Raw genomic sequence first — 26413 nt, 5'->3', positions numbered from 1 at the left:
GGATCCTTCGACAAAAACAGGTCCACGATCGAATCGCTGATCTGGTCCGACACCTTGTCCGGATGTCCCTCCGACACCGACTCCGACGTGAAAAGATAGCTGGAACGCACCATCTGATTGATTCCTTGAATAAATTTCTGGGGTGGGTGAGGCGGATCAGGCGCTACGCAGGCGCGTGATCACATAGCTTTCGTCGTTGAACCAAAGCTCGCCGTTCTTGCGGAGCACCGCGCGGGTGGCCTCCAGATATTCGGAGCTGGCCATGGCGGCGGTCAGCCGTTCGTCCTCGATCTGCGCCACATAGGTGGCGGCGTTCCAGGCGGCGAGCAGCGTGGAGGTGCCGATCGACGCGCTCTCGCTGTCGATCTCGTCGGGCAGCGTGTGCATCTCGTAGCGGAACAGCGCCTCCGAATTGGGCAGCGCATCGAAGCGGAAACCGGCTGCTTCGGCGCCCAGCGCGTCGCGCGTCGCCTCGATCAGCATGCGGCGCGAGGTGGTGAAGGGGTCTTCGCCCGGCCACACGCGCTGGACGATCTCCAGCCCCGGATCGTTGCCCGCCGAATGGATGCCCAGCAGCCGCCCGCCCACGCCCAGCGCGCGCGCCAGCGGGGCCAGCACGCGCCGCGCCTTGAACTCGGTCGGCGCGCGCAGGCGGAAGGGCTGGCTGGCCAGCACCAGATCGTAATCGGCGCGCGCCTGGCCCTTTTGCGGGATCACGTCGTTGAGCAGGAACTCGCAATCGGCGCGATAGAGGATCAGCACGGTCGGCGTTTCCGGGATCATGCTGCCGGTTTTCTCGGAAACCTTGGTCCGCCAGTTCTCCGCCAGGAAGGGCTGGAGCGCCAGTATCTCGCGCTCGAACTCGGCGGTGGTGTGCCCGCGCAGCGGCACGGCCTTCCACACCAGCTTCTCCGCCGCTTCGGGCTTGCCGGGCTGGAGCCAGGGCGCCTCGGCATAGGAGATGTTGGTCACCGCGAGCACGGTCTCCGGATGTTCGAAGAAGCGATCGGGCATCTTGTCCAGCGTCAGGCGGACGTCCTCCAGACTGATCTCCTTGCCGGCGATCAGGAAGGGGAACCGCGGAAAGCGCTGGTGCATCGCGCGCATCACCCGGGCCAGCACCGTGCCGTCGCCCATGCCCGCGTCGAAGAAGCGCAGGGCGGGCGGCCGGGGCTCCAGCTTGTCCAGCTCGCGGGCGACGCGATCGGCGACCACCCATTTCTCCGAGCAGGTGTTGACGAACATCAGATACTTCTGACGGTTGTCGTAGAAGCGGAAATTCTGGGCCGGAGCGCCGTCCTTGGCGGCTTCGGGAACCATGGGGGGAACCATGGGGGGAACCGTTGGCGCCGCCGCGGGGGCCGCCGGGCCTGCCGCTTTGCGCGCAATCGTCGCGCCTTCCATCTGCACCATTGCCTCTCCCTTCGTGCGTATTCGCTTCGTGGCCGGGCAGGCCCGGCGCGCATCGCAAAGGGTGCATGGCGGCGGCGGCAAGGATACCACATTCGGTCCCATCGCCTTTGGTGGGACGCGGCCCAACGGTCCGGCGGCGGGAGCAGCGGCTTGACCGGCGGGGCTCAACGATCGCGCAGGAACGGCGGCGCGCTTGCCGCGGGGCGCCGGCTGTGCCTGTGGTGCCGCGCAGAAACCGCAGGAGCGCGCGCTTGCCCAACCCGTCCCACCGGCCGATCGACGCGATCGCGGACCAGCTCGACCGCATCGAATCGGTACGCGCGGTGAAGGATCTGCAGCGGCGCTGGTCGCACCTGCTGCTCGCGGGGCGCTGGGACGCGGCGGCGGCGCTGATGGCGGAACGGGGCGTGTTCCGCTGGGGCGAGGAGGAGGTGCGCGGCCGCCGCGCGACCGCCGCCTGGCTGGCGCGGCGCGGGGGCGGCGGGCCGGGCGCGCTCCATGCGGAGCTGATCGACGAGCCGCTGGTCAGCCTTTCGCCCGGCGGGCGTAGCGCGCTGGGGCGCTGGATGGGCCTCTCGCTGCTGGGCGACGGCCGGGGCGGCGCGCGGATCGAGGGCGGCATCTATGAGAACGCCTATGTCCGCGGGCGGCGCGGCTGGCGCATCGCCCGATCGCATTATTTCCCCCAGTTCGAGGGCAGCTATGCCGATGGCTGGACCAACATCGGCGACGCCGACCTGCCGATCGTGCCCTATCACTTCAGCCCGGATAGTTGCGGCGTGCCGCTTCCCCCGCGCGAAGGTCCGGCACCGCGCGCGCGCGCCGCGCTGGCGGAGATCGAGCGCCGCGCCGCCGCGCTGGCCGCCGAGGACGCGGTGCGCAACCTCCAGGCGGCGTGCGGCTATTATGTCGACCGGCGGATGTGGGATGACGTGACCGACCTGCTGGCGGCGGATTGCGCGGCGGAGATCGGCGGCGTGCATCGCGGGCGCGACGGGGTGCGCCGCGCGCTGGAGACGATGGGACCGGCCGGGCTGGGGCAGGGCGACCTCAACGATTGGCCGCAGTTCGCCACCATCGTCCGCGCCGATCCGGAGCGCGGCGAGGCGCGTGCGCGCGGCATCGAGCTGGGGATGCTGGGCAGCATGGGCAGGGGCCGCTGGGCGCTGGCGGTGTTCGACAACCGCTTCGTTATTGAAGACGGTATCTGGAAACTCAAGGAGTTGCGCCGCTTTCCTGTGATGGAGTGCGATTACGCCGATGGCTGGGGCAGGGGCGCGATGCCTGCGCCGTCCGCTTTGCCCGAGCCCTTGACCGGCCCCGCCGATCCGCCCGCGAAGCCCGTGCCCGCCGCCACCCGCGCGGCCCGTGCCGCGGCCGCCGGGCTGGTGCTCGCGCGCGCCGCCGCCTGGGACGGGGCGGAGAATGTCTCGTCGGCCTATGGCTATTATCTCGACGATTTCCGCTGGACGGAGATGTCGGCGATCTTCGCGGAGAAGGGCAACAAGCAGTCGCCCTTCGCGGGCTATTACCTCGGCCGCGCGCGGATCGACGGCGCGGCCAACGCGATGTGGGGCGCTTCGCCCGAGACGCGGCCGGGCATCTCCTATCACTGGCGCACCCAGCCGGTGATCCATGTCTCCGAGGACGGGCGATCGGCGAACATCCGCGTGCGGCTGTTCCAGCCGCGCACCTGGAAGGAGCCGAGCCGCCCCGGCGCCTTCTATGCCGCCGCCTTCCATTCGGGGATGTACCCCAATGACCAGGCGGTGCTGGAGGACGGCATCTGGCGGCTGTGGAGCCTGACGATCGACGAGCCCTATTTCACATCCGTCGACTGGCGCGGCGGCTGGGCGGCGGTGGCGCCCGCGGAACCCGGCGCGAAGCCCCGGCCCAGTCCGCTGCTGGAACGCTATCCGCCCGACGTGCCGATGACCGCGCTGGGCCGCCGCGCCGGGCATTTCCGCGGCGGCACCGGCGATCCGGTCGAATGGCCGGGCATCCTGCCGATGTGGTTCCACTACCGGAACCCGGTGAGCGGCCGGGTGCCCGAGCGCCATTGCCCCGATTGCGTGCCCGCGCTGGTGATCCCCGACGCGAGCATGACCCGGCATGGCTACCAGCTTCCGGGGGATGGAGCGGGGGGTTGAGCGGCGCGATATTCTCCCCGCCAGGGGGAGGACGCGCGCCGCCCTGTTCTGGAATTCTCCCGCCTCCAACAGCTTCGCCGGTCCACCTCCCCCTGGCAGGGGAGGAGGGGGGATGCGTCAAAGCGCGGCGATATAGCCGCCGTCGAGCGGGATCGTGCTGCCGTTGACATAGGCCCCGGCGCGCGAGGCGAGGAAGACCACCAGCCCCTCCGCATCCTCCGGCGTTCCCGCGCGGTTGAGCGGGATATAGGTCGCGATGCTCTTCTTCACCGCTTCGGATTCGACGTTGTTCATCTTCGACGGGAAGGGGCCGGGCGCGATGGCGTTGACGGTGATGTGATCGCGCCCCAGCCGCTTGGTCAGCGCGCGGGTGAGATGATGCACCGCCGCCTTGGACGCGCCATAGGGGAAGGATTCCCAATTGGGGATGTGCAGCCCGCCGATCGATCCGATGTTGATGATCCGGCCCGGATCGGCCGGCGTCGCGGCGGCGCGGATCAGCGGCAGCAAGCCTTGCGTCAGGAAGAACAGGCCGCGCAGGTTGGTGTCCATCACCCGGTCCCACGCCGCCACGGTGGTGTCGTCGATCGGGCTCACCTCGCCCGCGCCCGCATTGTTGACGAGCAGGTGGAGGCGCTGTTCCTGCGCGGCGAAGGCGGCGGCTAGTGCGGCGGGGCCGTCCTCGCTCTCCAGGTCGCCCGCCACGGCGAAACAGGCGCCGCCGGTCGCAGCCGCGATCTCCGCCGCCGCGGTGGCGGTGCGATCCGCGTCGCGGCCGGATATCCAGGTGCGGGCGCCCCGGCGGCACAACCCCTCGGCGATCATCCGACCGATCCCGCCGGTGCCGCCGGTGACGAGCGCGGTCTTGCCCGCGACGCTGAACAACTGATCGGTCATGTGCGAATTCCCCTGCCCGTTGCCATGGTTCGCGCGGCCCAGCGGCGGCGCTTCGGGCGGGGCAGTAATGGCGGATTTCCGGGCTTTGCAACCATGTTCGGCGTGCCCGAAAATATATCTGCCCGGCTCAACTTGGCGAGCCGCTTCGGTCAAGCCGGGGGTGGGGGCCGGGGTTAGGCTGGTCGTGAATATCCTTGGCTTTGGTGTATCCTGATGACGGCGTTCGATCAGCGGCTGGTTACGGTTTTCAACGTCGGATCGCTGACGTTCGGCAGGGGGGCGGCGCTGCGCTGCGCCGAGGATCTGGCGGCGGCGGGGGCCGCATCGCTGTTCCTGGTGACCACCCCGCCCACGCGCGGGCTGTGCGCGCCGATGGCCGCCCGGCTGGAGGCGCTGGGCGTCCGCGTGACGATCTGGGACGGCCTGGCGGGCGAGCCGACGCTGGCCGAGTTCGATGCCGCGCTGGCCGCCGCGCGTGCGGCGCGTGCCGACATGGTCGTGGGGCTTGGCGGGGGCAGCGCGATGGACGTGGCCAAGCTGGTCGCCGCGCTGTTCGACGGTGCGCAGGCGATCGGCGACGTGATCGGGGTGGACCGGCTGGAACGGCGCGCGCTGCCGCTCGCCTGCATCCCCACCACCGCGGGCACGGGCAGCGAGGTGACGCCGATCGCCATCCTGGGCGACGAGGACGAGGATCTGAAGAAGGGCGTCGTCAGCCGCCACCTGGTTCCCGACGCCGCCTATCTGGACCCGGAGCTGACCGTCACCATGCCGCGCGCGGTGACGGCCGCCACCGGCTTCGACGCGCTCACCCATTGCATCGAGGCCTATACCAGCCGTTTCGCGCATCCGATCGCCGACGGGCTGGCACTGGCCGGGATCGGGCTGATCGCCGGCAGCATCGAACGTGCGTGCAACCAGGGCGACGATCTGGCCGCGCGCGAGGCGATGCTGCTCGCCAGCCTGTACGGCGGCATGTGCCTGGGGCCGGTGAACACCGCCGCGGTGCATGCGCTCGCCTATCCCTTGGGCGGCGAGTTTCATATCGCGCACGGCGTGGCGAACGCGCTGCTGCTGCCGCACGTCATGCGCTTCAACCTGGAAGCGGCGCCGGAGCGCTATGCCGCGGTCGCCCGCGCGATGGGCGTTACCGAGGCGGGCGACGACCGCACGGTGGCGCTGCTGGGCGTCGATCGCATCGTCGCGCTGGCGGAGCGTTGCGGCATCCAGCGGCACATGGCGGCGTTCGGGATCGGTGCCGACGCCATCCCGCGCATGGCCGCCGCGGCGATGACCGTCACCCGCCTGCTGGAGCGCAACCCCCGCACCGTGACAGGGGCGGACGCTGTGCGCATTTTCGAGGCGGCGCTATAGTGTCCGGGCAGCCCGCCCGGCGGATGCCCCATCGGGGGATCGGCGCATGGATTGACACGGAGCCCGCGCGGCGTGAGCAAGGGAAAGATGGAGTTGTGCAGCGTTAGCGGTTCCACCTGCCCGGAAGAGGCGGGGACCGCATCAGGGAGGGAAGGCCGGATGGAGAGGTTGAGCACGGCCGGTTTACCGGTAATGGGGCGCACGGCCGCGTGGAATGCGATCTATTCCTCGCGCATGAGCAACGTCGAATTCGCTACCACGGATCAGAACCGCTTCGACGCGGAGCTGCGCATCGGCCAGATCGGCCCGGTAAAGCTCGCGCGGCTCTCCGTGGACTGCAACTACAGCGCGGAACGCGCGCGGCGGCATATCGTGCGCAATGCGCCGCGCCTCTACAATTTCCTGCTCCAGGCGCAGGGCAGCAGCACCTTCCACCATTGCGGCCATGAAGCGCGGCTGTCGGAAGGCGATATCGTGCTGGTCGACACCGGCCTGCCGCATCATTTCGTGACCGACGACGTATCGACCACCATCATGGTGCGCGTGCCTTCGGAGGTGCTGCGCGAATATCTGCCCACGCCGGAGCAGTTCTGCGGGCTCCAGCTCGGGCGCGCGATCGGGCTCACGGGCACGCTGGCGGCGATGGTGCAGTCGCTGAGCGAACGGGTGGAGCCGGGATTCTCGGGCTATGAGGGCCGCGTCGCGCGTTACCTGCTCGAGATGATCTCGATGTCCTACACCATGGGCTTCGAATCGGTTTCCACCGGATCGGCGACGCTGTGGCAGCGCCGCAACGAGATCGTCCGCTATGTGGAGGACAATCTGCGCGATCCGGAGCTGACCCCGGCTTCGATCGCCGCGGCGCTCCGCCTGTCGCCGCGCTATCTGCGCACGGTGTTCTCGATCTCCGGCGAGAAGGTGTCGGCCTATATCCTGCGCCGCCGGCTGGAGGAATGCGCGCGCCAGATGCGCAACCGCGCCTGGAACGGCCATACGCTGACGGAGATCGCGTTTAGCTGGGGCTTCAACAGCGCGGCCCATTTCACCCGCTGTTTCCGCGACCAGTTCGGCGCGGCCCCGCGCGACTACAGGCGCACGGCGCTCGACTGAGGCCCCGGCTTTCCCGGCGCGGGACGAGACGCTTCAAGTTGCGGGAGACCGCGGCAGGGTGCTTTTAACCTGACCCGTTCGCACTGAGCGTGTCGAAGGGCACCTAACCGCTTGCGATACGCCCGTGGATGGCTGCCCTTCGACACGCCCAGGGCGAACGGTCGAAGAGGGCGATTCAGATTCGGGGTGCGATGCCCTGTGCGGCTTTCACTTTGATCGATGAGGGGCCGCCCAAGCGAAGCCAGGGGCGCCTGCCATCCAACTGAAATCGTGCCTGTGCCGCGGCCTTCGCCGGGGGCGATCCGGCACGGCCGCCGCCGGTCATCGCCCGCCCGCTAATCCGTTCAGCGCAAGTGTCTATTCCCCCCCGGACAAGACCGGGCCGCCGCCGCATGGCACCGGACGGCGTCACCTTCTTGAATCAACGAACCCAGGGGATGCGTGTGTCGGTTACGGACGAACTTATCAGGCTCAATGCGGAGCTGTCGCTCCAGCTCTCCCATTACTGGCACGAGATCGACACCAACGGCGGCCGCAACGCATCCGACTATTATACCGAAGACGCCGAGTTCCACGGCCAGTTCGCCTCCTATCACGGGCGCGACAAGATCCAGCAGTTCTATGATTGGCGCGTGGCCCAGGGGCCGCGGCTGGCCGTCCACGCCTTCACCAACTATCGCGCGTGGTTCACCGGGCCGGACACGGCGGAGGCGACCAACTATCTGTTCCTCTATGCCGAAAACGGCGTGAAGCCGCTGCCCAGCAAGGTGCCCGTCACCGTATCGCTGGCCACCGACAAGTTCCGCCGCGTCGACGGCAAGTGGCTGTGTACCTATCGCCGTTTCGAGCATCTGTTCGAAAGCGACGTGCCGATCACCAACCCGACGCTGGACGGCGACTCCAAATGAGCGGCGCCGCCACCGCCGAGCCCGCCGCAGCCGTTCGCGGCGCGCTCGCGCGGGCGGACCTGCATCGCGGCCAGGCCTATGTCGACGGCGCCTGGATATCCGCCGCGTCGGGCCTGACGATCGCGGTCGACGATCCGTTCACCGGCGCGGTCATCGGCAGCGTGCCCTCGCTCGCGCGCGGGGAATGCCAGGCGGCGATCGACGCGGCGGAACGTGCCTTCCCCGCCTGGTCGCGCGAGCTGGCGCGGACGCGCGGCGCGATCCTGCGCCGCTGGTACGATCTGGTGATGGCGCATCAGGAGGACCTTGCCCGCCTGATCACGCTGGAGAACGGCAAGCCGATCCGCGAGGCGCGGGCCGAGGTGGCCTATGGCGCCGGCTTCATCGAATTCTATGCCGAGGAGGCGGGGCGCATCTTCGGCGAGACGATCCCCGCCAACGTGCCCGGCCGCCGGCTGATGGTGGAGCATGAGCCGGTGGGCGTCTGCGCCGCGATCACGCCGTGGAACTTCCCGCTCGCGATGCTCACGCGCAAGGCCGCGCCCGCCTTTGCCGCGGGCTGCACGATGGTCGCCAAGCCGGCCAGCCAGACCCCGCTCGCCGCGCTGGCGCTGGCGGTGCTGGCGGAGGAGGCGGGGCTGCCGCGCGGCGTGCTGAACGTCATCACCGGCAAGGCCAGCATGATCGGCGATCTGCTCACCGCATCGCCGGTGGTGCGCAAGATCAGCTTCACCGGATCGACCGAGATCGGCGCGCAACTGATGCAGGCCTCCGCCGCGCAGATAAAGCGGCTTTCGCTGGAGCTGGGCGGCAACGCGCCGCTGCTGGTGTTCGACAATGCCGATCTGGATGCCGCGCTGGATACCGCGATGGTCGCCAAGTTCCGCAATTCGGGCCAGAGCTGCGTCGCGGCGAACCGCATCTATGTGCAGCGCGGCATCTATGAGACCTTCCTGATCGCGCTCACCGCGCGGATCGCGCGGATGCGCTTCGGCGACGGATTCGACGAGGCGACCGACATCGGCCCGCTGATCGACCTGCCCGGCGTGGCCAAGGTGGAGGAGCATCTGGACGAGGCCGTGGCCGGCGGCGGCAAGCTGCTGATCGGCGGCAAGGCGGCGGGCGGGCGGCTGATGCCCCCCACGCTGGTGCGCGACGTGGCCGCCGATGCGCTGCTGACGCGCGAGGAGACCTTCGGCCCGCTGGCCGGGGTGATCCCGTTCGACACGATCGAACAGGGCGTGGCGCTGGCCAACGCCACACCGTTCGGACTGGCGGCCTATATGTGCTCGTCCGATCCCGCCACGATCGCGCGCGTCGGCCGCGACATCGAAAGCGGCATGGTGGGCATCAACACCGGGCTGATCTCCACCGCGGTGGTGCCGTTCGGCGGCGTGAAGATGTCCGGGCTGGGGCGCGAGGGCTCGCGCCACGGCCTCGCCGAATATCTCAACATGAAATATCTCTGCCACGCAGGGCTTTGAGGAGAAGGCCATGCGCAAGCCAGGCAAGGTGATCATCACCTGCGCGCCCACGGGATCGATCCACACGCCCTCGATGTCGCCGCACCTGCCGGTGACGCCGGACGAGATCGCCGAGGCCGCGATCGGCGCGGCGGAGGCGGGGGCGGCGATCCTCCACCTGCACGCGCGCGATCCGATCGACGGCAGCCCCAGCCCGGCGGCCGAGCATTTCATGGCCTTCCTCCCGCGGATCAAGCAATCCACCGGCGCGGTGATCAACATCTCCACCGGCGGCAGCGCGACCATGTCGCTCGACGCCCGGCTGGAGGGGGCCAAGGCGGCGCGGCCCGAGCTGGCCTCGCTCAACATGGGGCCGCTGATCTTCGACTTTTCGGGCGCCGCGGCGCGGGTGCAGCAATGGCAGCACCCCTGGGAGCGCCCCTATGTCGAGGGCGCGCGCGACCGGATCATGTACAACGACAACGGCTATATCGAACGCATCATGCGCGAGGTGGGCCAGGATCTGGGCACGCGCTTCGAGTTCGAATGCTATGACATCGGCCATCTCTACACGCTGGCCCATTTCGCCGACCGCAAGCTGATCGAGCCGCCGTTCCTGATCCAGGGCGTGTTCGGCATCCTGGGCGGCATCGGCGCCGATCCGCGCAACCTGAGCCACATGGTCACCATCGCCGACAGCCTGTTCGGCGAGGATTATGTCTTCTCCGCCTTTGCCGCGGGGAAGAACCAGATGGCCTTCTGCACGCAATCGGCGCTGCTGGGCGGCAACGTCCGCGTCGGGCTGGAGGACAGCCTGTATATCGGCGCGGGCGAGCTGGCCCGCAGCAATGCCGATCAGGTGCGCAAGATCCGCACGATCCTGGAAGAGCTGGGCCGCCCCGTCGCCACCCCGGACGAGGCGCGCGCGATGCTGGGCCTGAAGGGCGGCGACCAGGTGGGTTTCTAGAGCGGTTTTCGATCCGGCTGCGCCGGATCTCCGCTCTATTTTCCTTTGTTTGCCGCGATTTCCGAACCGGCACGCGATTTCCGAACCGGCAGGTGATTCCACCTGCCTGGAAATCGCTCTAGGGGCGGTTCCGCCCTGGCCGTGCGGCGGGCCGCCCCGGCCCCCGGCGCGCGGCCGGGGGCGGGGGGATCAGAGGTCCACGCCCGCGGCGATGGCCTCCAGCTTGCGGATGCGTTCCTTCAGGTCGGCGATCTCGATGCGCGAGGCCACCGGCGGGGCGGCGGGGGCGTCCGCGCCCGCCACGGTCCGCTCGGCGAGTTCCTGCCGCTTGAGCGACAGCCACTCGCGCCATCCGGTCAGCCCGGCCATCGTCACCATGCCCAGGCCCGCCAGGCCCGAAACCGAAAGGGTGATGTAGAGATTGGGATCGCTGGTCACATCGTCCTCCGTCAGACGCTGTTCTTGTCGCGGAGCTTCTCGATCTCGCGATCGATGCGTGCGCCGCTTTCGTTGTCGGTTACCACGCGCTCGAGCACCTGGACCCGCTCCTTGAGCGCGCGGATCTCGTCGCGCAGCCGGGCGTTGTCGGCGGCGGTCGCGGTGTCGTTGACGTGGTATTCGTTGCCCATCGCGTCCTTGCGGACGCCGTAGCGGGCCTTCAGGATGCTGCCGATGGTCACCACGATGATGATCCCCAGCACCATTTCGAACGGGTTCATTTCCGTCTCGCTCCCTTGTTAGCTGCGCCGGCGCTCAGTTGAGCGGCTCTTCGCGCAGCCGTTCGATCTCTTCGGCGATGCCCATGCCGCGGTCGGTCACGATCCGCTCCAGCACGCGCACCCGCTGCTCCAGCCGCTCGACCTGGGCGGCATATTGCGCGGCCCGTTCGGCGGTTTCGGCGTTGAGCGCGTTCGCCATCTTCTCGTTATGCTTCAGCCAGCGCTCGAAGGCCGCGAAGCCGATCCCGCCGATCACGGGGATGCCGACCACGATCATGAAGAAAAACAGCACCGATACCGGCATGGCTTCCTCCCTTAGTTGCGCGTGCCGCGCAGCGATTCGATCTCGCGGTCCAGGCTGTGCGCGCTGTCGGTGACGATGCGCTCGACATTGGCCAGCCGGTCCTTGATCGAACCCAGTTCGGCGCGGAGCTGGGCGTTCTCCTGGCTCAGCAGCTTCACCCGCTCCACCGTCTCGTCATTCTTGGTCGGATAGAGCGCCTGCCCCCAGCTTCCGTCCAGCGGATAGCCGTTGCGGATGCGCAGCCAGGTGGTGAGCACCCATCCGCCGATCGAGACCGAGACGATCACCGCGATCATCGGGAAGATCGACTGCACGAAGATCAGCTTCTCGTTCATTGCTTCATACCCCTCAGAATTCCCGGATCAGCGCAGTGCGTCGATCGCCCGGGCGGTGCGCTCGGCGGGATCGGTGGCGATCCGCTCGAGCACCGCGATCCGCTCCTCCAGCCGGGCGATCTGGCCGCTCAGCCGGTCGTTGTCGGCGGCGAGCAGCGCGATCTTGCGATCGGCGTCGCCATCGCCCTTGGAGGAAAGGCCGCTCCACTCATTCTCCACCGGATAGCCGTGCTTGGCGCGGATCCAGTTGTTGATCACCCATCCTGCGGTAGAGATGGCGATGATCGCGATGACGAAGGCGGGTCCACCCCAGTCCATCGTGTTTCTCCCTGTTGCCAGCCGCTGCCGTGATCAGCGCAGGCTGTCGATTTCGTCGGCGAGGCGCGTGTTGCGGCTCGTGTAATAGACCTCGATGTCGGCCAGGCGGCGATCGATGTCGCGGAACTTCGAGCGGACCTCGGCGGTCGAGCGGCTCGGGTTCGAACGCACGCCCTGCCAGAACTTCGCATCCTCCGGCGTCTGGTACAGGCCGGTCGGGCGGGCCGGGGCCATCCAGGCGATCAGCACATAGGCGATCAGATTGAGCGGGAAGATAGCGAAGGTCAGTAGCACGAAGCCGAGCCGGAGCCAGAGCGCCTCGACGCCCGTGTAATCCGCCAGGCCAGAGCATACGCCCAGCCACTTGGCATTCTGCTTGTCGAGATAGAAACGGGTGCGGCTGGCGGACATCTCAATTCCTCCGGCTGAAGTCATAGGGCTCGGGTTCCGAGCGGTGCGTGGGGCGGAAATCCGGATTGTCGGCGGCGATGATCCGCTCGACCGTCTGGAGCCGCTCCTCGAGCTGGCGGGCGAGATAGTGCAGCTCGTCGAGCAGCTTCTCGTCCTCGCCCGTGATCGTCGCGGCCTGCTTCCACTTGGTGATATAGTGCATCAGGACCCAGGGAAGCCCGATGAAGAGCATCCCGACGATCACGATGGGAACAAATACGTCCTCCATCGGATCAGCCCTTCTTCGCGAGGCGCTTCTTCAGCGCTTCCAGCTCCGCATCGACCTTCTCGGACGAACGCAGCTCGGCGATCTCCTCCTCCAGCGACTTGGGCATCGCGCCCAGGCCGGCGGCTTCGGCGCGGCCCTCGGCCATGTCCACGCGGCGCTCCAGCATCTCGAAGCGCGAGAAGGCGTCGTGCGTGCGGCTGCCGTTGTACATCTCGCGCATGCGGGCGCGGTTGTTGGCGCTCTCCAGGCGGGTGACGATCGAATTCTGGCGGGCACGCGCCTCGCGCAGCTTGGTCTGCAGCTTGGCGATGTCTTCCTCGCTGGTCTTCAGCGCCTCGTCGAGCACCGAGATCTCGGCCTCGAGCTGCTCGCACATGTCGGCGGCCTTCTGCTTCTCCAGCAGCGCGGCCTTGGCCAGATCCTCGCGGTCCTTGCTCAGCGCCAGTTCCGCCTTCTCGGTCCAGCTCTCCTGGAGCTTTTCCAGCTTGGCGATGTGGCGGCGCATCTCCTTCTGATCGGCGATGGTGCGGGCGGCGGAAGCGCGGACTTCCACCAGCGTCTCCTCCATCTCCATGATGATCATCCGGACCATCTTCGCCGGGTCTTCCGCCTTGTCGAGCAGGTCGGTGACGTTGGCGGCGATGATGTCGCGGGTACGCGAGAAAATGCCCATCGGTTTCTACTCCTTCGTAACCTTGGCTGTGCCGCCGGGAGGGGGTAGGGGGTCCCCCTCCCGGCGGAGGGCCCGCTGGCCGGGGCGGACCAGCGGGTAAGTCCGGCTTACGCCAGCGGCGCCGCGACCGTGCCGGCGACCAGCGTGATGCTGGCGACGAACGCGAAGGCGACCGCGAAGAAGGCGTTGCGGAAGTTGTCGGCGGTGTTGGTCATTGTCTTCGTCCTGAACCTTTGAGTTTGTCTGGTGGCCCATCAGCGGGCTTGCCAAACAGTTTCGCAGGATGCGTGCCAATTTCGAAAAATGGCTGATTTCTGCGGTTTTTGGCGGATTCCCCATTCAGTTGGCGTTCAGATTACATTTGTAGTCTTGCCAACAGTTGGGAAAATACGCCAAAGGGTCGCGGCATGGAACGCACCACCCAGGTCATCGGCCAATCCTCGTCGTTTCTCGACGCGCTGGAACGCGCCAGCCGCGCCGCCGGGCTGGACCGGCCGGTGCTGGTGATCGGCGAGCGCGGCACCGGCAAGGAGCTGGTGGCCGAGCGCCTGCACCGCCTGTCGCCGCGCTGGGATCAGCCGCTGGTCATCATGAACTGCGCCGCGCTGCCCGAGACGCTGATCGAGGCCGAGCTGTTCGGGCATGAGGCGGGCGCCTTCACCGGCGCCACCAAGGCGCGGGCGGGCCGTTTCGAGGAGGCCGACGGCGGCACGCTGTTCCTCGACGAACTGGGCACGCTGTCGATGGCGGCGCAGGATCGCCTGCTGCGCGCGGTGGAATATGGCGAGGTTACGCGCATCGGTTCCTCGCGCCCGATCCAGGTGGACGTGCGCATCGTGGCGGCGACCAATGAACATCTGCCCGCGCGCGTGGAGCAGGGGAAGTTCCGCGCCGACCTGCTCGACCGGCTGAGCTTCGAGGTGGTGACGCTGCCCCCGCTGCGCGCGCGCCGCAGTGACATCCAGGTGCTGGCCGATTTCTTCGGCCGCCGCATGGCCGCCGAGATCGGCTGGAACGATTGGCCCGGCTGGGGGCCGACCGCGCTCGATCAGCTCAACAATTATGAATGGCCGGGCAACGTGCGCGAGCTGCGCAACGTGGTCGAGCGCGCCGTCTACCGCTGGGAGCAGGAGGGGCCGGTGGATGCGATCGAGCTCGATCCCTTCCAGTCGCCCTATCGCCCGCGTCCGATGGCGCACAGCGCCGTTCCCGCCGCGGCTGCGCCGGCCGCTGCGGCGGATGGGGCCGCCCCGGAAGCGCCCGAGGCGGACCGGACCCTCGTCGCGCCCCAGGCCGATGGCCCGCGCGACTTCAAGACGCGGGTGGCCAATTTCGAACGCGAGCTGCTGACGCGCGCGCTGGCCGAGCATCGCTTCAACCAGCGCGCCACCGCCGAGGCGCTGGGCCTTACCTATGATCAGCTCCGCCACGCCCTGAAGCGCCACGAGCTGCTGGGCGCGGGCGGATAGCGCCCACGCGGGCGTGAGGGGCGGGCCGGGCCCGCCCCTGGACGATCAGCGGAACGCCACCATGCACAGCAGCATCGGGATCGAAAGCAGCGTGTTGGTGCGCGAGAAGATCATCGCGGTCTTGGCCGCCTTGGCCTTGGCCGCGTCGTCGGCGGGGACCAGGCCCAGCGCCTTCTTCTGGTTCGGCCAGATCACGAACCACACGTTGAACGCCATGATCAGCGCCAGATACATGCCGATGCCGATCAGTCGCGCGCTCTCTTCCAGCTTCAGCGCCTCGTGCAGCTCGCCGTACAGATAGGCGAGGATCAGGCCCGTCAGCACCGTGAAGGCCGCGCCCCAGCGGAAGAAGAACAGCGCCTTGGGCGCGATGTACTTGGAAACGCCGGGCTTAAGCTCGGCCGGGATCTCCGGCATGGTCGGGATCTGCACGAAGTTGAAATAATAGAGCAGGCCGATCCACACGATGCCGAAGAACACGTGCAGCCACTGGAACACCCCGATCGCCACGCCGGGCGGCGCGTAATAGGGCGCGAACATCAGTCCGATCGCCAGCGCCAGGCCCACCGCCAGCACCGCGTGAAGATTGCCGAAGAACTTGTCCATCGCGAAGCACCCCCTGCTTGTCGTTGGACGGCCAGGAGCGGCCGGCCGCCTGAACGGCTGTTCTGCACGTTTTCATTTGCACGGCGCAACGATTCGTTGCGCCCCCGTCCCGTTGCGGGCGGCTGCGGCGCGGCCTAGGTGGGCCGGGACCGATCCGGGCGGCGGTTCGTTGAACCGCCCGACCCGGGTCGACAATCCCCCGGTAAAGAGGAGTTTCCCATGGCCTTCGAACTTCCCGCCCTGCCTTTCGACAAGGACGCGCTTGCCCCGCACATGTCCGCGGAGACGCTGGAATTCCACCATGGCAAGCACCACAAGGCCTATGTCGACAAGACCAACGGCTTGATCGAGAACACCGACCTGGCGGGCCGCAAGCTCTCCGAGGTGATCCAGGCCGCCAAGGACAAGGGCAACAAGGGGCTGTTCAACAACTCCGCCCAGATCTGGAACCACAGCTTCTTCTGGCTGGGCCTGACCGGCGAGAAGCAGCAGCCTAGCGGCAAGCTGGCCGACATGATCGCCGACAGCTTCGGCACGACCGAGAATCTGGTCGCCAAGCTGAAGGAGGAATCGGTCAACCATTTCGCCAGCGGCTGGGGCTGGCTGATCCTGGATCGCGACACGCTGAAGATCGGATCGCTGCACGATGCCGATACGCCGCTGGTCTATGAAGGCATGGTGCCGCTGCTGACGATCGACGTGTGGGAGCACGCCTATTACGTCGATTATCGCAACGCCCGCCCGGCCTATCTGGACGCGGTGACCGCGAACCTGATCAACTGGGACTTCGTTGCCCAGAACCTGGACGGCAAGGGCGCCAGCCGCGCCGATCAGGGCTGATCCGGCCCCGGCCCCTTCCTCCGCCACCGGGGGAGGGGGCCGCCCGCCGCCGTGTTCCGCCGGGGGGCCTATTCCTCGTGCGGCCTATTCCTCGGGCGGGACAGGCAGGTCCTCGGGCTTTTCGAGCTGGAGCCCGTTCTTGAGCAGCATCGGGATGTTGGCGATCGCGAAGACCAGCGTCAGCGGGATCGCGCCCCACAGCTTGTAGCCGGCCCAGAAGGCGGTGCTGCTCGTCCGCCACACCAGCTCGTTCAGCCCGGCCATCGCGATGAAGAAGATGGCCCAGTTGATCGTCAGCAGCCGCCATCCGCGCGCGGAGAGCCCGGGATAGGCCTTGCCCAGCAGCAGCTCCAGCAGCGGCTTGCGCGCCCACAGCCCATAGCCCAGCACGATCGCGAACAGCAGGTACACGAACGTCGGCTTCATCTTGATGAAGGCCTCGTTGTGGAACCACAGCGTCAGGCTGCCCATCACCAGCACCAGTCCGCCGGAGATCCACAGCATCGGCGAGATGTGCCGCGTCTTCCACCAGGAGACCGCCATGGCCACGGCCATCGCCACCATGAAGGCGGCGGTGGCCGCCAGCAGCTTCTGGATGTCCAGCCCATAGGGCGCGAACAGATAGACGACGAAGAAGATCAGCAGCGGGCCGATGTCCACGCCCATGCGCAGCAGCGGCGAAGCCTCGGGACGGGGGGATGCGCTAGCCATTGGTCAATTCTTCCACGCCTGCGATGATCCGCGCAACCTCGCGCGCGTCGAAGGGGCGCAGGTCGTCCACCTTCTCGCCCACGCCGATCGCATGGATCGGCAGGCCGTATTTCTCCGCCGCCGCCACCAGCACGCCGCCGCGCGCGGTGCCGTCCAGCTTGGTCATCACCAGCCCGGTGACGCCCGCCACCTCCTTGAACACCTCGATCTGGTTGAGCGCGTTCTGGCCGGTGGTGGCGTCGAGCACGAGCACCACGTCGTGCGGCGCGGCGGGATTGAGCCGGCCCAGCACGCGGCGGATCTTGGCCAGTTCGTCCATCAGCTCGCGCTTGTTCTGCAGCCGCCCGGCGGTGTCGACGATCAGCACGTCGATGCCCTTTTCGGTCGCCTGCTTGACGGCCTCATAGACGATGCCGGCCGCGTCGCCGCCCTCGGCACCGGAGACGATCGGCACGCCGATCCGATCGGCCCAGGTGCGAAGCTGTCCGATCGCGGCGGCGCGGAAGGTGTCGCCGGCGGCCAGGAGCACCGAATAATCCTGTTCCATCAGCAGATTGGCCAGCTTGGCGATGGTCGTGGTCTTGCCCGATCCGTTGACGCCGATCACCAGGATCACCTGGGGCCGCGGAAAGGCCTCGACCTGCAGCCGCTTGGCCACCGGGGCCAGCGACTTCTCGATCTCGTCGGCGACGACCAGGCGGATGCCCAGCTCCTCCATGCCGCGCTCATACTGGCCATCGGCCAGCCGGGCGCGGATTCGCGCCGCGGTCTCCGGCCCCAGGTCGGAGGCGATCAGCGCCTCCTCGATCTCCTCCAGCGTGGACTCGTCCAGCCGCGCGGCGCCCAGGCCGGCCAGGTTGCCCAGCAGCCGGTCCGACGTCTTCTTGAGCCCGCCGAGCAGGCGCTGATGCCATGAAGGGCCGCTCATGCCCGGACCCCGATCAGCATGCCGTTGCCTTCCGTTTCGATGCGCACGCGCACAATCTCTCCAACCCGTGCCGGGGCGGCCAGCCGCACCTCGGCGAAATTCCCGGCATGGCCGCGATCCCCGGGACGCTCGGCCAGCACTTCCTGTTCCGTCCCCGCGAGCCCGGCGAGCCAGGCGGCGCGGCGTGCGGCGGCGGCCTCGCGCAGCATCGCGGCGCGCGCCTTCACCACCTCCGGCGCCACCTGCGGCATCCGCGCTGCCGGGGTGCCCGCGCGGGGGCTGTAGGGGAAGATATGGCCATGCACCACGTCGCAATCGCCGACCAGCGCCAGCGTGTTGGCGAACATCGCCGCGGTTTCGGTGGGAAATCCGGCGATCAGGTCGGCGCCGATCGCGATTTCCGGCCGGGCGGCCTTCAGCCGCTCGACGATGCGCACCGCGTCCACCCGCGAGTGGCGGCGCTTCATCCGCTTGAGCACCATGTCGTCGCCCGCCTGGAGCGAGAGGTGGACGTGGGGCATCACACGCGGCTCCTGCGTCAGCAGCGCGAACAGCCGGCGGTCGATCTCGATCGAATCGAGCGACGAGAGCCGCAGCCGCCGGAGCCCCGGAACATGGCGCAGGATACGTTCCACCAGCGCGCCCAGCGTGGGCGATCCGGGCAGGTCCGCGCCATAGCTGGTCAGGTCCACGCCGGTCAGCACCGCCTCGGCATGGCCCGCGTCCACCAGCGCGGCGATCCGCTCCACCACCGCGCCCGCGGGCACCGACCGGCTGTTGCCCCGGCCATAGGGGATCACGCAGAAGGTGCAGCGATGGTCGCAGCCGTTCTGCACCTCCACAAAGGCACGGGCATGCTCGGCGAAGGCGGCCGCCAGGTGCGGCGCCACATCGCGCACCGCCATGATGTCCTGCACCTGCACCGCCGCGCCGCCCGGCGCCCAGGCGGCGGGGGCGAGCTTTTCGGCATTGCCCAGGACGCGATCGACCTCCGGCATCGCGGCGAAGGCGGCGGGATCGATCTGCGCCGCGCAGCCGGTGACGACCAGTTCCGCGTCCGGCCGTTCGCGCCGCGCCCGGCGGATCGCGCGCCGCGTGGCCTTGACCGCCTCGCCCGTGACGGCACAACTGTTCACCACGACGGTGTCACGCCCCGTCAGAAGGGCGCGGATCGTCTCGCTCTCGGCGATGTTCAGCCGGCAGCCGAGACTGATCACATGAGGAGAGGAGGCGGGCATTGGCCGACGATCTAGGTGTGGCGGACCGCGATGTCCACGCGCAGGCGCGCGCGGTGCTGGGCTTCTGGTTCGATCTGGTGATGCCGGAACAGCGTTTCGCCAAGTCGGCGGCGCTGGATGCGGAGATATCGACGCTGTTCGGCGGGTTGCGCGAGCAGGTGGTGGAAAGCGGCGCGGCGGCGTGGCGCGGCGATCCCGAAACGCTGCTGGCCGCGATCATCCTGATCGACCAGTTCGGCCGCAACATCCACCGCGGCAGCGCCCGGGCCTTCGCCGCCGATCCGCTGGCGCTGGAGCTGGCGCGCGCGGCGCTGGCGAAGGGATGGGACGCGGGGATGCGCGCGGAACAGCGCCAGTTCCTCTATCTGCCCTTCATGCACGCCGAGGACCCGGAGGCGCAGGCCGAATGCGTGCGGCTGTTCGAAGCGCTGGGCGATCCCGAGCCGCTGGCCTTCGCGCGCGATCACCAGGCGGTGATCCGCCGCTTCGGCCGCTTTCCCGGCCGCAACGCCGCGCTGGGCCGCGAATCGACGGCGGAGGAGCGGGCCTATCTGAGCCAGCCCGGCGCGGGGTGGTGAACCATCCGGTGCGGAGGCCGGGCGGCCGGAATCCCACATTGTAATCCGATGGGCGGCGGCGACCCCGGCGCACTCACCCCTTGACCCGCGCGGGATAGCGCGACAGGGTGATGGTAACCGGTGTCATAAGCCGGGATTCGCCGTGCCTGCACGGCATTTCGGCGTTGGCTCGGGCCAAAGTTAGCGCTAACAGTCGCGTCAACGAGTGAAGGAGAGGGGTGAGATGACCAACAACGGGGAGGCGGCCATCCAATCGGCCGCGGAGCGCATGGGGCGCTATCGCTGGGTGGTCGTCGCGCTGCTCTTCGCCGCGACCGCGATCAACTATATCGACCGCCAGATGATCGGCCTGCTGAAGCCGACCATGATGGACGATCCCGCGCTGCACATGGACGAGCGCACCTATGCCGACATCGTCGTGTGGTTCCAGGTCGCCTATGCCATCGGCTATATCGGCTTCGGCAAGGTGGTGGACGCGATCGGCGCGCGGCTGGGCTATGCCGTCGCGGTGGTGATCTGGACGATCGCGCATGTGGCGCATGGCGGGGCATATAGCGTGGCGCAGTTCGCCGCCGCGCGTTTCGGCCTGGGCATCGGCGAATCCGGCAACTTCCCCGCGGGCGTGAAATCGGTCGCGCAATGGTTTCCACAGAAGGAGCGCGCCTTCGCGATCGGCCTGTTCAACGCCGGATCGAACGTGGGCGCGATCCTGACGCCGCTGATCGTCTATCTGATGATCGCCCAGATGGGCATGAGCTGGCGGATGGTGTTCGTGGTGACGGGCATCTTCGGCGTGCTGTGGCTGGTGGCCTGGCTGGCGTTCTACCGCGACGATCCCGCCCAGCATCCCAAGGTGGATCAGGCCGAGCTGGCGCATATCACCCAGGACCCGGCCGATCCGGACGTGAAGACGCCGGGCCTGTGGCTGAAGCTGCTCGCCACGCGCGAGACCTGGGCCTTCGCGCTGGGCAAGTTCTTCATCGATCCGATCTGGTGGTTCTACCTGTTCTGGCTGCCCGGCTTCCTGGGCGCGCAATATGGCGTGGACCTGAAGACCTGGAGCACGCCCACCGCGGTGCTGGCGCTGGGCGCGATCTACCTGATCTCGGACGTGGGCAGCATCGCGGGCGGCTGGCTTTCCGGGCGGCTGATGAAATCGGGCATGGACGTGAACCGCGCGCGCAAGATCACGATGTTCGTCTGCGCGCTGTTCGTGCTGCCGGTGGTGTTCGCCACATCGGTTCCCAACCTGTGGGTCAGCGTGGTGATCATCGGCGTTGCCGCCGCGGCGCACCAGGGCTTTTCCGCCAATCTCTACACCCTGCCTTCGGACACCTTCCCGCGTTTCGCCGTGGGGGCGGTGATCGGCATCGGCGGCACGGTGGGCGCGATCGGCGGCGCGCTGATGTCGAAATATGCCGGCGACGTGCTGGACCGGTTGGGCACCTATACGCCGCTGTTCGTGGTGGCGGGGGCGGCCTATTTCCTCGCCGTGCTTTCGGTCCACCTGCTGTCGCCGCGGCTGGCGCGCGTGGAGAAGTTCCGTGCCTCCACGCCCTGGGCGCCGATCGTCGCGTCGGTCGCGGGGCTGGTCGGCGTGGTGATCTTCCTCGCCTCCGGCAAGCGGGCGGCGGAAGGATGCGTGCCGGTGTGGATGGGCGCGGGGACTCCCTGCCTGAGCGACGGCGCCTATTACGGGCTGCTGGCCGCCTGCGCGGCGGTGGCGCTGCTGGGCGTGCTCGCGGACCGGCTGTTCGGCGAAAAGAACCCCTGAGGAAGGACATGATGGCCAAGCCACTGAAGCTCGATCCCGACCGGCTGTTTCCGGCAGAGGAGCGCACGCGGGGGATCGCCCGCGCGCTCTATGCAGAAGTGGCGGGGCTGCCCATCATCAGCCCGCACGGCCACACCGATCCGGCCTGGTTCGCGACCGACGCCAACTGGTCGAACGCCACCGAGCTGCTGCTTTCGCCCGATCATTATCTCTACCGGATGCTCTATTCGCAGGGCGTGCCGCTGGACGCGCTGTGCGTGCCGAGCAAGGCGGGGACGCCGGCCACCGATCCGCGCAAGGCATGGCGGACTCTAGCGGAGCATTGGCACCTGTTCCGCGGCACGCCTTCCGCGATGTGGCTGGGGCATGTGTTCGGCGAGGTGTTCGGCATCGAGGTGCAGCTCGATGCCGCCACGGCAGACCTTTATTACGACACGATCAACGCGAAGCTGGCCACCGACGCCTTCCGCCCGCGCGCGCTGTTCGACCGGTTCAACATCGCCTTCCTGGCGACGACCGAGGGGCCGCAGGACGATCTGGGCGCGCACCATGCGATCCATGCCAGCGGGTGGGACGGGCGCGTCGTCACCACCTATCGCCCCGATGCGGTGATCGACGTGGAGCATGAGCAGTTCCACGACGCGATGAAGGTCTTTGCGGACAAGACCGGCGAGGATGTGTGGAGCTGGGACGGCTATCTGGCGGCGCACCGCCGGCGCCGGGCCGATTTCCGTGCGGCGGGCGCTACCGCGACAGACCATGGCCATGTGACCGCCCAGACCGCGAACCTGAGCCATGACGAGGCAGAGCGGCTGTTCCGCACGATCCTGTCAGACGCCTGGACTCCCGCCGACGCCGAGCTGTTCCGCGCGCAGATGTTGACCGAGATGGCGGCGATGAGCGTGGAGGACGGGATGGTGATGCAGATCCATCCGGGCAGCTTCCGCAACCACAACGGCGGACTGTTCGCCAGCCACGGGCGCGACAAGGGCGCCGATATCCCGACGCGCACCGATTACGTCCATGCGCTGAAGCCGCTGCTCGACCGGTTCGGCACCTCTACCGCTCTCAGCATCATCCTCTTCACGCTCGACGAGACCAGCTACGCGCGCGAACTGGCGCCGCTGGCGGGCCATTATCCGTGCCTGAAGCTGGGGCCGAGCTGGTGGTTCCACGATTCGCCGGAGGGCATGCGCCGCTTCCGCGAGATGACGACGGAAACCGCGGGCTTCTACAACACGGTGGGCTTCAACGACGATACGCGCGCCTTCCTTTCGATCCCCGCGCGGCATGACGTGGCGCGGCGGGTGGACTGCGGCTTCCTGGCGCGGCTGGTGGCCGAGGGGCGGCTGCTCGACTGGGAGGCGGCGGAGCTTGCGCACGAGCTGACCAACGGGCTGGTGCGCCGCGCGTACAAGCTGGACCAGCCGGCGCCCGCGCCGGTGGCGGCGGCGGCCTGAACGGGGCATGAGGGCGCGATGACGACGCTGTTCTTCGGCGAGCTGCTGCTTCGCCTTTCCGCGCCGGGGCGGCAATTGCTGCTCCAGTCGCCCGCGCTGGACGTGTGCGCGGGCGGGGCGGAGGCCAATGTGGCGGTGGGGCTGGCCTGCCTGGGCCATGCCGTGCGCATGGCCAGCGCGGTGCCGGACAATGCGCTGGGCCGGGCCGTGACGGGGGAGCTGAGGCGGCACGGCGTCGATACCTGCGGCGTGCGGACGCTGCCGGGGCGGCTGGGGCTCTATTTCCTCAATCCGGGCGCGGGGTTGCGCGCGTCCGAGGTGGTGTATGATCGCGAGGGATCGGCGTTCGCGCTCGCCCCGGCCGATGGATGGGACTGGGACGCGCTGCTCGCGGGCGTCACGCGGCTGCACCTTTCGGGCATCACCCCGGCGCTGGGGCCGAACACCGCCGCCGCCGCGGTGGCCGCGGCGCGGGCCGCGCGCGAACGGGGCGTGCCGGTGTCGTTCGACGGCAATTATCGCGCGCGGCTGTGGGAGGCATGGGACTCCGACCCGCGCGAGATACTGACGCGGCTGGTGGGCGAGGCCGACATCCTGTTCGGCAACCATCGCGACGTCTCGCTCCTCCTCGGCCGCGAATTTTCCGGCGACGGACCCGAGCGGCGGCGCGAGGCGGCGGAGGCGGCGTTCGACGCTTTCCCGAGGCTCCAGGTGATCGCCTCCACCGCGCGGCACGTGGATGACGCCGACAGCCATCGCCTCGCCGCCCGCGTCGATGCCCGGGGCGGCTGGCACCAGACCGATGAGGTGCTGATCGCAGGGATCGTCGATCGCATCGGCGCGGGCGATGCCTTTGCCGCGGGCGTGCTGCACGGCATCGCGCACGGGATCGAGGCGGCGGCGGAGTCCGGGCTGGCGCTGGCCGCGCTCAAGCATTCGCTGCCCGGCGACATGAGCCTGTTCCGCCAGGCGGATATCGACGCCTTCCTGGCGGGCGGGCGCGACGTCCGCCGCTGACACCGGCGCGCAAGACCGCTAGAGCCCGGACGATGTCGCGCCGGACCATGATCGTGAAGCTGCTCTCCGCCTCCCGCGCGCTCTTTGGCGCGGTGGCGGATTATTCCGGCTGGCGCGGGGTGCGCGCGGGCGCACTGGTGGCCGGGGGCGCGATCCTGGACGGAGCCGGGCTGTTGCTGCTGGTGCCGATCCTGGGCGTGGTGGTGGAAGGCGGGAACGGGCGCGTCGGCCGGATGCTGGCGGGCTTCGGCCTGGAGACCCCGGTGGCGCAGCTTGGCCTGCTGGTGGCGGTGTTCGTGGCGCTGGGGATGCTGCGCGCCGTGGTGCAGTTCGCGCGCGACATGGCGCTGGCGCGGCTCCAGACCGGCTTCATCGAGGCCGAGCGGGTGCGCGCCGTAGCGGCGCTGGCGCGGGCGCCGTGGAGCAGCGTTGCGGCCATGCGCCACGCGCGCATCACCAACCTGGTGACCACGGAGATCCAGCGGCTGGGCACCGCGTCCTTCTTCATGGTGCAGGGCATCGTCTCGGTGGCGATGCTGGTGATCCAGCTAGGCATCGCCATCTCGCTGGCGCCCGCGCTGGCCGGGGCGGCGATCGCGCTGCTCGGGCTTGGCGCGATATTGTTCGTCTCGGCGCAGGGGCGGGTCCACGATCTGGGGAAGGGCATGGTGCGCGCGGGCCAGGCGCTGATGGCGAGCACGGCGAGCTTTCTCGCCGGGCTGAAGACCGCGGCCGCGCAGAACGAGCAGGCGGGCTTCGTCGACGAATTCGCCAGCATCCAGCGCGAGATTCGTGGCAGGCAGCTCGATTTTCAGGCGCGGCAGGCGGGCGGGCGGCGCAGCTTCGCGATCCTTTCCTCGCTGCTGGGCGGAATGGTGGTGCTGATCGGCTATGGCTGGCTGGCGGTGCCGCCCGCGGTGCTGATCACGCTGGTGCTGATCTTCGCGCGGATGAGCGGCCCGGCGCTGCAGCTCTATCAATCGGGGCAGAATTTCGTCTTCGCGCTGCCCGCCTTCGAATCGGTGCGTGCGCTGGAGGCGGAGCTGCTCGCGGCCGGGCAGAAGGACACGGTGGCGCCAGTGCCGCCGCCGCCGGGTCCGATCGTGCTCTCCGGCGTGCGCTATCTGCATCCCGGCGGGCGCGGGCTCAGGTCCGCCAGCCTGACGATCGCGCCCGGCGAGTTCGTGGGCATCGCCGGCCCGTCCGGCGTGGGCAAGACGACGATGGTGGACCTGATCGTCGGCCTTCTCGATCCGCAGCAGGGCACGCTGACGGTGGGCGGCGTGCCGCTCGATCCCGCCCGCCGCGCGGGCTGGGCGGACGCGATCGCCTATGTCTCGCAAGAGGGCTTCCTGTTTCACGATACCCTGCGGCGCAACCTGGCCTGGGGCAATTCGGCGGACGAGGCAGAGATGGCCGCAGCGCTGGCGCTAACCGGCGCGGACGGGCTGGTGGCGCGGATGGAGCAGGGGCTGGACACGGTGGTGGGCGAGCGCGGCGCGATGCTTTCCGGCGGCGAGCGCCAGCGGATCGGGCTGGCGCGCGCGCTGTTGCGGCGGCCGCGGCTGCTGGTACTCGACGAAGCCGCAAACGCGATCGACGCGGCGGGGGAGGCGGCGCTGCTCGACCGGCTGAAGGCGCTGGACCCGCGGCCGACGATCCTGATGATCTCGCATCGCGAGGAGAGCCTGGCCTGGTGCGACCGGGTGATCCGCGTCGCCGACGGGGTGGCGGCGGGTTAGGCGTTGAGGCCCGGCGGGGCGCGGCGGCTGGAGGCCTGGAACGCCTCGAACGCATGGCGTTCGCGCTCGCCCGTCAGGCACAGGTCGCCGCACAGCAGCCAGGCGTGGAGATCGATCGGCCGGTCGCCGCGCGTGCCGGGGCGGGCGCCGATGTGCAGTTCGGTGGCGATGCCGCGCCGCGCGAGCATCCAGCGCGCCGCCATCGCCTGCGGCAGGCAGTTGGCGGTGAACGATGCGTTGGCCGCGACCCGCTGAACCCAGCGCCGCACCATATAGGCGGTGGCGCGCTGTGCCCCGGCCAGGGGGGGCATCGGCGCCCCTTCGCCGATCGGCCCCATCCGGCCGCGCCAGCGCGGGAACGGCACGAAACGGATCAGGAAGCGCGCCCAGGCCAGCGACAGCCCCGCCTCGACCATCCAGCGCCATTCGGACACCGGATAGCCGCGGAGCTTGCGCAGGAATTCACGGGGAGACATCGATCAGCTCGGCCGCGCTGAGCTGCTCGCACAGGGCGGCGACGTCGGCGAGGCACTGGTCGCGCTCCACCGCGAACTCACCGGTCAGCCGATCGGCAAGCGCGCCGAGCGCCAGCGGCTGAGACATGAGCTGCCAGACGCGGATGCCCGGGCCGGTGAGCGTGAAGAAACGGCCGCTCTCCACATGCATCAGCACCAGCTCGCCATCGGCCGCGGCTTCGACCTGGTTCTTTCCCTGGGCGACGATGGTATCCGCGTTCACTG

The 26413-nt window shown here is 68.9% G+C and carries 29 protein-coding genes and 1 pseudogene; 13 read left to right on the top strand and 17 right to left on the bottom strand.

The window, feature by feature from the left end; genetic code table 11:
* The coding region (locus OM513_RS16735; RefSeq protein ID WP_264946603.1) for an S-adenosylmethionine synthetase N-terminal domain-containing protein at positions 1-110 on the bottom strand (110 nt) is incomplete at its 3' end.
* 46 nt (positions 111-156) lie between these two features.
* Positions 157-1320, bottom strand: coding sequence for a hypothetical protein (locus OM513_RS16730; RefSeq protein ID WP_264945783.1), 1164 nt, complete (start codon positions 1318-1320; stop codon positions 157-159).
* Between the two features lie 344 nt (positions 1321-1664).
* Between OM513_RS16730 and OM513_RS16725 the strand changes: the two genes are divergently transcribed.
* Positions 1665-3563 (top strand): nuclear transport factor 2 family protein, encoded by a 1899-nt coding sequence (locus tag OM513_RS16725; protein WP_264945781.1) that lies wholly within the window; start codon positions 1665-1667, stop codon positions 3561-3563.
* Between the two features lie 117 nt (positions 3564-3680).
* On the opposite strand, the gene OM513_RS16720 is transcribed toward OM513_RS16725, so the two are convergent.
* Complete coding sequence (locus OM513_RS16720; protein ID WP_264945779.1) at positions 3681-4460, bottom strand: SDR family oxidoreductase; 780 nt, start codon at positions 4458-4460, stop codon at positions 3681-3683.
* A gap of 213 nt (positions 4461-4673) precedes the next feature.
* On the opposite strand from OM513_RS16720, the gene OM513_RS16715 reads away from it, so the two are divergent.
* From OM513_RS16715 to OM513_RS16695, 5 genes are all read left to right on the top strand, one after another.
* Complete coding sequence (locus tag OM513_RS16715; RefSeq protein WP_264945777.1) at positions 4674-5834, top strand: iron-containing alcohol dehydrogenase; 1161 nt, start codon at positions 4674-4676, stop codon at positions 5832-5834.
* A gap of 87 nt (positions 5835-5921) precedes the next feature.
* Positions 5922-6944 (top strand): helix-turn-helix domain-containing protein, encoded by a 1023-nt coding sequence (locus OM513_RS16710; RefSeq protein WP_319951627.1) that lies wholly within the window; start codon positions 5922-5924, stop codon positions 6942-6944.
* A gap of 437 nt (positions 6945-7381) precedes the next feature.
* Positions 7382-7852, top strand: coding sequence for a nuclear transport factor 2 family protein (locus OM513_RS16705; protein ID WP_264945774.1), 471 nt, complete (start codon positions 7382-7384; stop codon positions 7850-7852).
* The gene (locus tag OM513_RS16700; protein ID WP_264945772.1) at positions 7849-9336 is read left to right on the top strand and encodes an NAD-dependent succinate-semialdehyde dehydrogenase; all 1488 of its coding nucleotides are present in this window, start codon (positions 7849-7851) and stop codon (positions 9334-9336) included. The genes OM513_RS16705 and OM513_RS16700 overlap by 4 nt, the downstream gene beginning before the upstream one ends.
* Positions 9337-9346: 10 nt before the next feature.
* Positions 9347-10282 carry a BKACE family enzyme gene (locus tag OM513_RS16695; protein ID WP_264945771.1) on the top strand — a complete coding sequence of 312 codons (936 nt, stop codon included), beginning with the start codon at positions 9347-9349 and terminating at the stop codon, positions 10280-10282.
* Positions 10283-10471: 189 nt separating this feature from the next.
* On the opposite strand, the gene OM513_RS16690 is transcribed toward OM513_RS16695, so the two are convergent.
* The 8 genes from OM513_RS16690 to pspA all read right to left on the bottom strand — a co-directional run bounded on the left by OM513_RS16690 (position 10472) and on the right by pspA (position 13310).
* A complete protein-coding gene (locus OM513_RS16690; protein ID WP_264945793.1) occupies positions 10472-10660 on the bottom strand; it encodes a hypothetical protein in 189 nt (62 codons plus the stop codon).
* A 71-nt stretch (positions 10661-10731) separates the two neighbouring features.
* Positions 10732-11001 carry a hypothetical protein gene (locus OM513_RS16685; protein WP_264945769.1) on the bottom strand — a complete coding sequence of 90 codons (270 nt, stop codon included), beginning with the start codon at positions 10999-11001 and terminating at the stop codon, positions 10732-10734.
* Between the two features lie 34 nt (positions 11002-11035).
* The gene (locus tag OM513_RS16680; RefSeq protein ID WP_264945768.1) at positions 11036-11305 is read right to left on the bottom strand and encodes a hypothetical protein; all 270 of its coding nucleotides are present in this window, start codon (positions 11303-11305) and stop codon (positions 11036-11038) included.
* 11 nt (positions 11306-11316) lie between these two features.
* Positions 11317-11601, bottom strand: a complete 285-nt coding sequence (locus OM513_RS16675; protein WP_380916361.1) for a hypothetical protein — start codon at positions 11599-11601, stop codon at positions 11317-11319.
* A gap of 66 nt (positions 11602-11667) precedes the next feature.
* A complete protein-coding gene (locus tag OM513_RS16670; protein WP_264945766.1) occupies positions 11668-11958 on the bottom strand; it encodes a hypothetical protein in 291 nt (96 codons plus the stop codon).
* A gap of 33 nt (positions 11959-11991) precedes the next feature.
* Positions 11992-12369 carry an envelope stress response membrane protein PspC gene (pspC, locus tag OM513_RS16665; RefSeq protein WP_264945765.1) on the bottom strand — a complete coding sequence of 126 codons (378 nt, stop codon included), beginning with the start codon at positions 12367-12369 and terminating at the stop codon, positions 11992-11994.
* A 1-nt stretch (position 12370) separates the two neighbouring features.
* The gene (gene pspB / locus OM513_RS16660) at positions 12371-12637 is read right to left on the bottom strand and encodes an envelope stress response membrane protein PspB (RefSeq protein WP_264945764.1); all 267 of its coding nucleotides are present in this window, start codon (positions 12635-12637) and stop codon (positions 12371-12373) included.
* Positions 12638-12641: 4 nt separating this feature from the next.
* Positions 12642-13310 carry a phage shock protein PspA gene (gene pspA, locus OM513_RS16655; protein ID WP_264945763.1) on the bottom strand — a complete coding sequence of 223 codons (669 nt, stop codon included), beginning with the start codon at positions 13308-13310 and terminating at the stop codon, positions 12642-12644.
* A gap of 407 nt (positions 13311-13717) precedes the next feature.
* Between pspA and pspF the strand changes: the two genes are divergently transcribed.
* Positions 13718-14779, top strand: coding sequence for a phage shock protein operon transcriptional activator (gene pspF, locus OM513_RS16650; protein ID WP_264945762.1), 1062 nt, complete (start codon positions 13718-13720; stop codon positions 14777-14779).
* A 45-nt stretch (positions 14780-14824) separates the two neighbouring features.
* On the opposite strand, the gene OM513_RS16645 is transcribed toward pspF, so the two are convergent.
* Positions 14825-15385: a urate hydroxylase PuuD gene (locus tag OM513_RS16645; RefSeq protein ID WP_264945760.1), complete on the bottom strand. Its 561-nt coding sequence runs from the start codon at positions 15383-15385 to the stop codon at positions 14825-14827.
* Positions 15386-15604: 219 nt separating this feature from the next.
* On the opposite strand from OM513_RS16645, the gene OM513_RS16640 reads away from it, so the two are divergent.
* Positions 15605-16225, top strand: coding sequence for a superoxide dismutase (locus tag OM513_RS16640; RefSeq protein WP_264945759.1), 621 nt, complete (start codon positions 15605-15607; stop codon positions 16223-16225).
* 84 nt (positions 16226-16309) lie between these two features.
* Here OM513_RS16640 and OM513_RS16635 read toward each other — a convergent pair whose 3' ends face one another.
* The 3 genes from OM513_RS16635 to mtaB are packed head-to-tail and all read right to left on the bottom strand — an operon-like array spanning position 16310 to position 19102.
* Entirely contained in the window at positions 16310-16936 is a 627-nt protein-coding gene (locus OM513_RS16635; protein ID WP_264945757.1) for a septation protein A, read from the bottom strand.
* Positions 16929-17864: a signal recognition particle-docking protein FtsY gene (ftsY, locus tag OM513_RS16630; RefSeq protein ID WP_264945756.1), complete on the bottom strand. Its 936-nt coding sequence runs from the start codon at positions 17862-17864 to the stop codon at positions 16929-16931. The genes OM513_RS16635 and ftsY overlap by 8 nt, the downstream gene beginning before the upstream one ends.
* Complete coding sequence (gene mtaB / locus OM513_RS16625) at positions 17861-19102, bottom strand: tRNA (N(6)-L-threonylcarbamoyladenosine(37)-C(2))-methylthiotransferase MtaB (RefSeq protein WP_264945754.1); 1242 nt, start codon at positions 19100-19102, stop codon at positions 17861-17863. The genes ftsY and mtaB overlap by 4 nt, the downstream gene beginning before the upstream one ends.
* Between mtaB and OM513_RS16620 the strand changes: the two genes are divergently transcribed.
* From OM513_RS16620 to OM513_RS16600, 5 genes and pseudogenes are all read left to right on the top strand, one after another.
* Positions 19102-19680 carry a DUF924 family protein gene (locus OM513_RS16620; protein WP_264945753.1) on the top strand — a complete coding sequence of 193 codons (579 nt, stop codon included), beginning with the start codon at positions 19102-19104 and terminating at the stop codon, positions 19678-19680. The two genes, mtaB and OM513_RS16620, sit on opposite strands and share 1 nt — an antisense overlap.
* Before the next feature lie 223 nt (positions 19681-19903).
* Positions 19904-21217 (top strand): annotated as a pseudogene (locus tag OM513_RS16615) (MFS transporter); the annotation flags it as partial.
* A gap of 248 nt (positions 21218-21465) precedes the next feature.
* A complete protein-coding gene (gene uxaC, locus OM513_RS16610) occupies positions 21466-22914 on the top strand; it encodes a glucuronate isomerase (protein WP_264945752.1) in 1449 nt (482 codons plus the stop codon).
* An 18-nt stretch (positions 22915-22932) separates the two neighbouring features.
* Positions 22933-23931 (top strand): sugar kinase, encoded by a 999-nt coding sequence (locus OM513_RS16605; protein ID WP_264945750.1) that lies wholly within the window; start codon positions 22933-22935, stop codon positions 23929-23931.
* A gap of 32 nt (positions 23932-23963) precedes the next feature.
* Positions 23964-25673 carry an ATP-binding cassette domain-containing protein gene (locus tag OM513_RS16600; RefSeq protein ID WP_264945749.1) on the top strand — a complete coding sequence of 570 codons (1710 nt, stop codon included), beginning with the start codon at positions 23964-23966 and terminating at the stop codon, positions 25671-25673.
* Here the strand turns inward: OM513_RS16600 and OM513_RS16595 are convergent.
* Positions 25670-26149: a lasso peptide biosynthesis B2 protein gene (locus OM513_RS16595; RefSeq protein ID WP_264945747.1), complete on the bottom strand. Its 480-nt coding sequence runs from the start codon at positions 26147-26149 to the stop codon at positions 25670-25672. The two genes, OM513_RS16600 and OM513_RS16595, sit on opposite strands and share 4 nt — an antisense overlap.
* Complete coding sequence (locus tag OM513_RS16590) at positions 26136-26411, bottom strand: PqqD family protein (RefSeq protein ID WP_264945746.1); 276 nt, start codon at positions 26409-26411, stop codon at positions 26136-26138. Before OM513_RS16590 ends, OM513_RS16595 begins: the two co-directional genes overlap by 14 nt.
* Between the last annotated feature and the right edge of the window lie 2 nt (positions 26412-26413).

The sequence above is a fragment of the Sphingomonas canadensis genome, assembly GCF_026013525.1.
Lineage (GTDB): Bacteria > Pseudomonadota > Alphaproteobacteria > Sphingomonadales > Sphingomonadaceae > Sphingomonas > Sphingomonas canadensis.
The sequence above is the reverse complement of the archived record's forward strand: the minus strand, read 5'-3'. Positions and strand labels throughout refer to the sequence as shown.

What these genes read in the sequence shown, in the direction of transcription:
- ftsY (WP_264945756.1), bottom strand. Translation starts at nt 17,864, where the DNA reads ATGAGCGGCCCTTCATGGCATCAGCGCCTGCTCGGCGGGCTCAAGAAG.
- mtaB (WP_264945754.1), bottom strand. Translation starts at nt 19,102, where the DNA reads ATGCCCGCCTCCTCTCCTCATGTGATCAGTCTCGGCTGCCGGCTGAAC.
- pspF (WP_264945762.1), top strand. Translation starts at nt 13,718, where the DNA reads ATGGAACGCACCACCCAGGTCATCGGCCAATCCTCGTCGTTTCTCGAC.
- OM513_RS16605 (WP_264945750.1), top strand. Translation starts at nt 22,933, where the DNA reads ATGACGACGCTGTTCTTCGGCGAGCTGCTGCTTCGCCTTTCCGCGCCG.
- OM513_RS16690 (WP_264945793.1), bottom strand. Translation starts at nt 10,660, where the DNA reads ATGGTGACGATGGCCGGGCTGACCGGATGGCGCGAGTGGCTGTCGCTC.
- OM513_RS16675 (WP_380916361.1), bottom strand. Translation starts at nt 11,601, where the DNA reads ATGATCGCGGTGATCGTCTCGGTCTCGATCGGCGGATGGGTGCTCACC.
- OM513_RS16715 (WP_264945777.1), top strand. Translation starts at nt 4,674, where the DNA reads ATGACGGCGTTCGATCAGCGGCTGGTTACGGTTTTCAACGTCGGATCG.
- uxaC (WP_264945752.1), top strand. Translation starts at nt 21,466, where the DNA reads ATGGCCAAGCCACTGAAGCTCGATCCCGACCGGCTGTTTCCGGCAGAG.
- OM513_RS16705 (WP_264945774.1), top strand. Translation starts at nt 7,382, where the DNA reads ATGCGTGTGTCGGTTACGGACGAACTTATCAGGCTCAATGCGGAGCTG.
- OM513_RS16710 (WP_319951627.1), top strand. Translation starts at nt 5,922, where the DNA reads ATGGAGTTGTGCAGCGTTAGCGGTTCCACCTGCCCGGAAGAGGCGGGG.
- OM513_RS16635 (WP_264945757.1), bottom strand. Translation starts at nt 16,936, where the DNA reads ATGGCTAGCGCATCCCCCCGTCCCGAGGCTTCGCCGCTGCTGCGCATG.
- OM513_RS16720 (WP_264945779.1), bottom strand. Translation starts at nt 4,460, where the DNA reads ATGACCGATCAGTTGTTCAGCGTCGCGGGCAAGACCGCGCTCGTCACC.
- OM513_RS16640 (WP_264945759.1), top strand. Translation starts at nt 15,605, where the DNA reads ATGGCCTTCGAACTTCCCGCCCTGCCTTTCGACAAGGACGCGCTTGCC.
- OM513_RS16595 (WP_264945747.1), bottom strand. Translation starts at nt 26,149, where the DNA reads ATGTCTCCCCGTGAATTCCTGCGCAAGCTCCGCGGCTATCCGGTGTCC.
- OM513_RS16685 (WP_264945769.1), bottom strand. Translation starts at nt 11,001, where the DNA reads ATGAACCCGTTCGAAATGGTGCTGGGGATCATCATCGTGGTGACCATC.
- pspA (WP_264945763.1), bottom strand. Translation starts at nt 13,310, where the DNA reads ATGGGCATTTTCTCGCGTACCCGCGACATCATCGCCGCCAACGTCACC.
- OM513_RS16695 (WP_264945771.1), top strand. Translation starts at nt 9,347, where the DNA reads ATGCGCAAGCCAGGCAAGGTGATCATCACCTGCGCGCCCACGGGATCG.
- OM513_RS16600 (WP_264945749.1), top strand. Translation starts at nt 23,964, where the DNA reads ATGTCGCGCCGGACCATGATCGTGAAGCTGCTCTCCGCCTCCCGCGCG.
- pspB (WP_264945764.1), bottom strand. Translation starts at nt 12,637, where the DNA reads ATGGAGGACGTATTTGTTCCCATCGTGATCGTCGGGATGCTCTTCATC.
- OM513_RS16645 (WP_264945760.1), bottom strand. Translation starts at nt 15,385, where the DNA reads ATGGACAAGTTCTTCGGCAATCTTCACGCGGTGCTGGCGGTGGGCCTG.
- OM513_RS16670 (WP_264945766.1), bottom strand. Translation starts at nt 11,958, where the DNA reads ATGGACTGGGGTGGACCCGCCTTCGTCATCGCGATCATCGCCATCTCT.
- OM513_RS16700 (WP_264945772.1), top strand. Translation starts at nt 7,849, where the DNA reads ATGAGCGGCGCCGCCACCGCCGAGCCCGCCGCAGCCGTTCGCGGCGCG.
- pspC (WP_264945765.1), bottom strand. Translation starts at nt 12,369, where the DNA reads ATGTCCGCCAGCCGCACCCGTTTCTATCTCGACAAGCAGAATGCCAAG.
- OM513_RS16680 (WP_264945768.1), bottom strand. Translation starts at nt 11,305, where the DNA reads ATGCCGGTATCGGTGCTGTTTTTCTTCATGATCGTGGTCGGCATCCCC.
- OM513_RS16730 (WP_264945783.1), bottom strand. Translation starts at nt 1,320, where the DNA reads ATGGTTCCCGAAGCCGCCAAGGACGGCGCTCCGGCCCAGAATTTCCGC.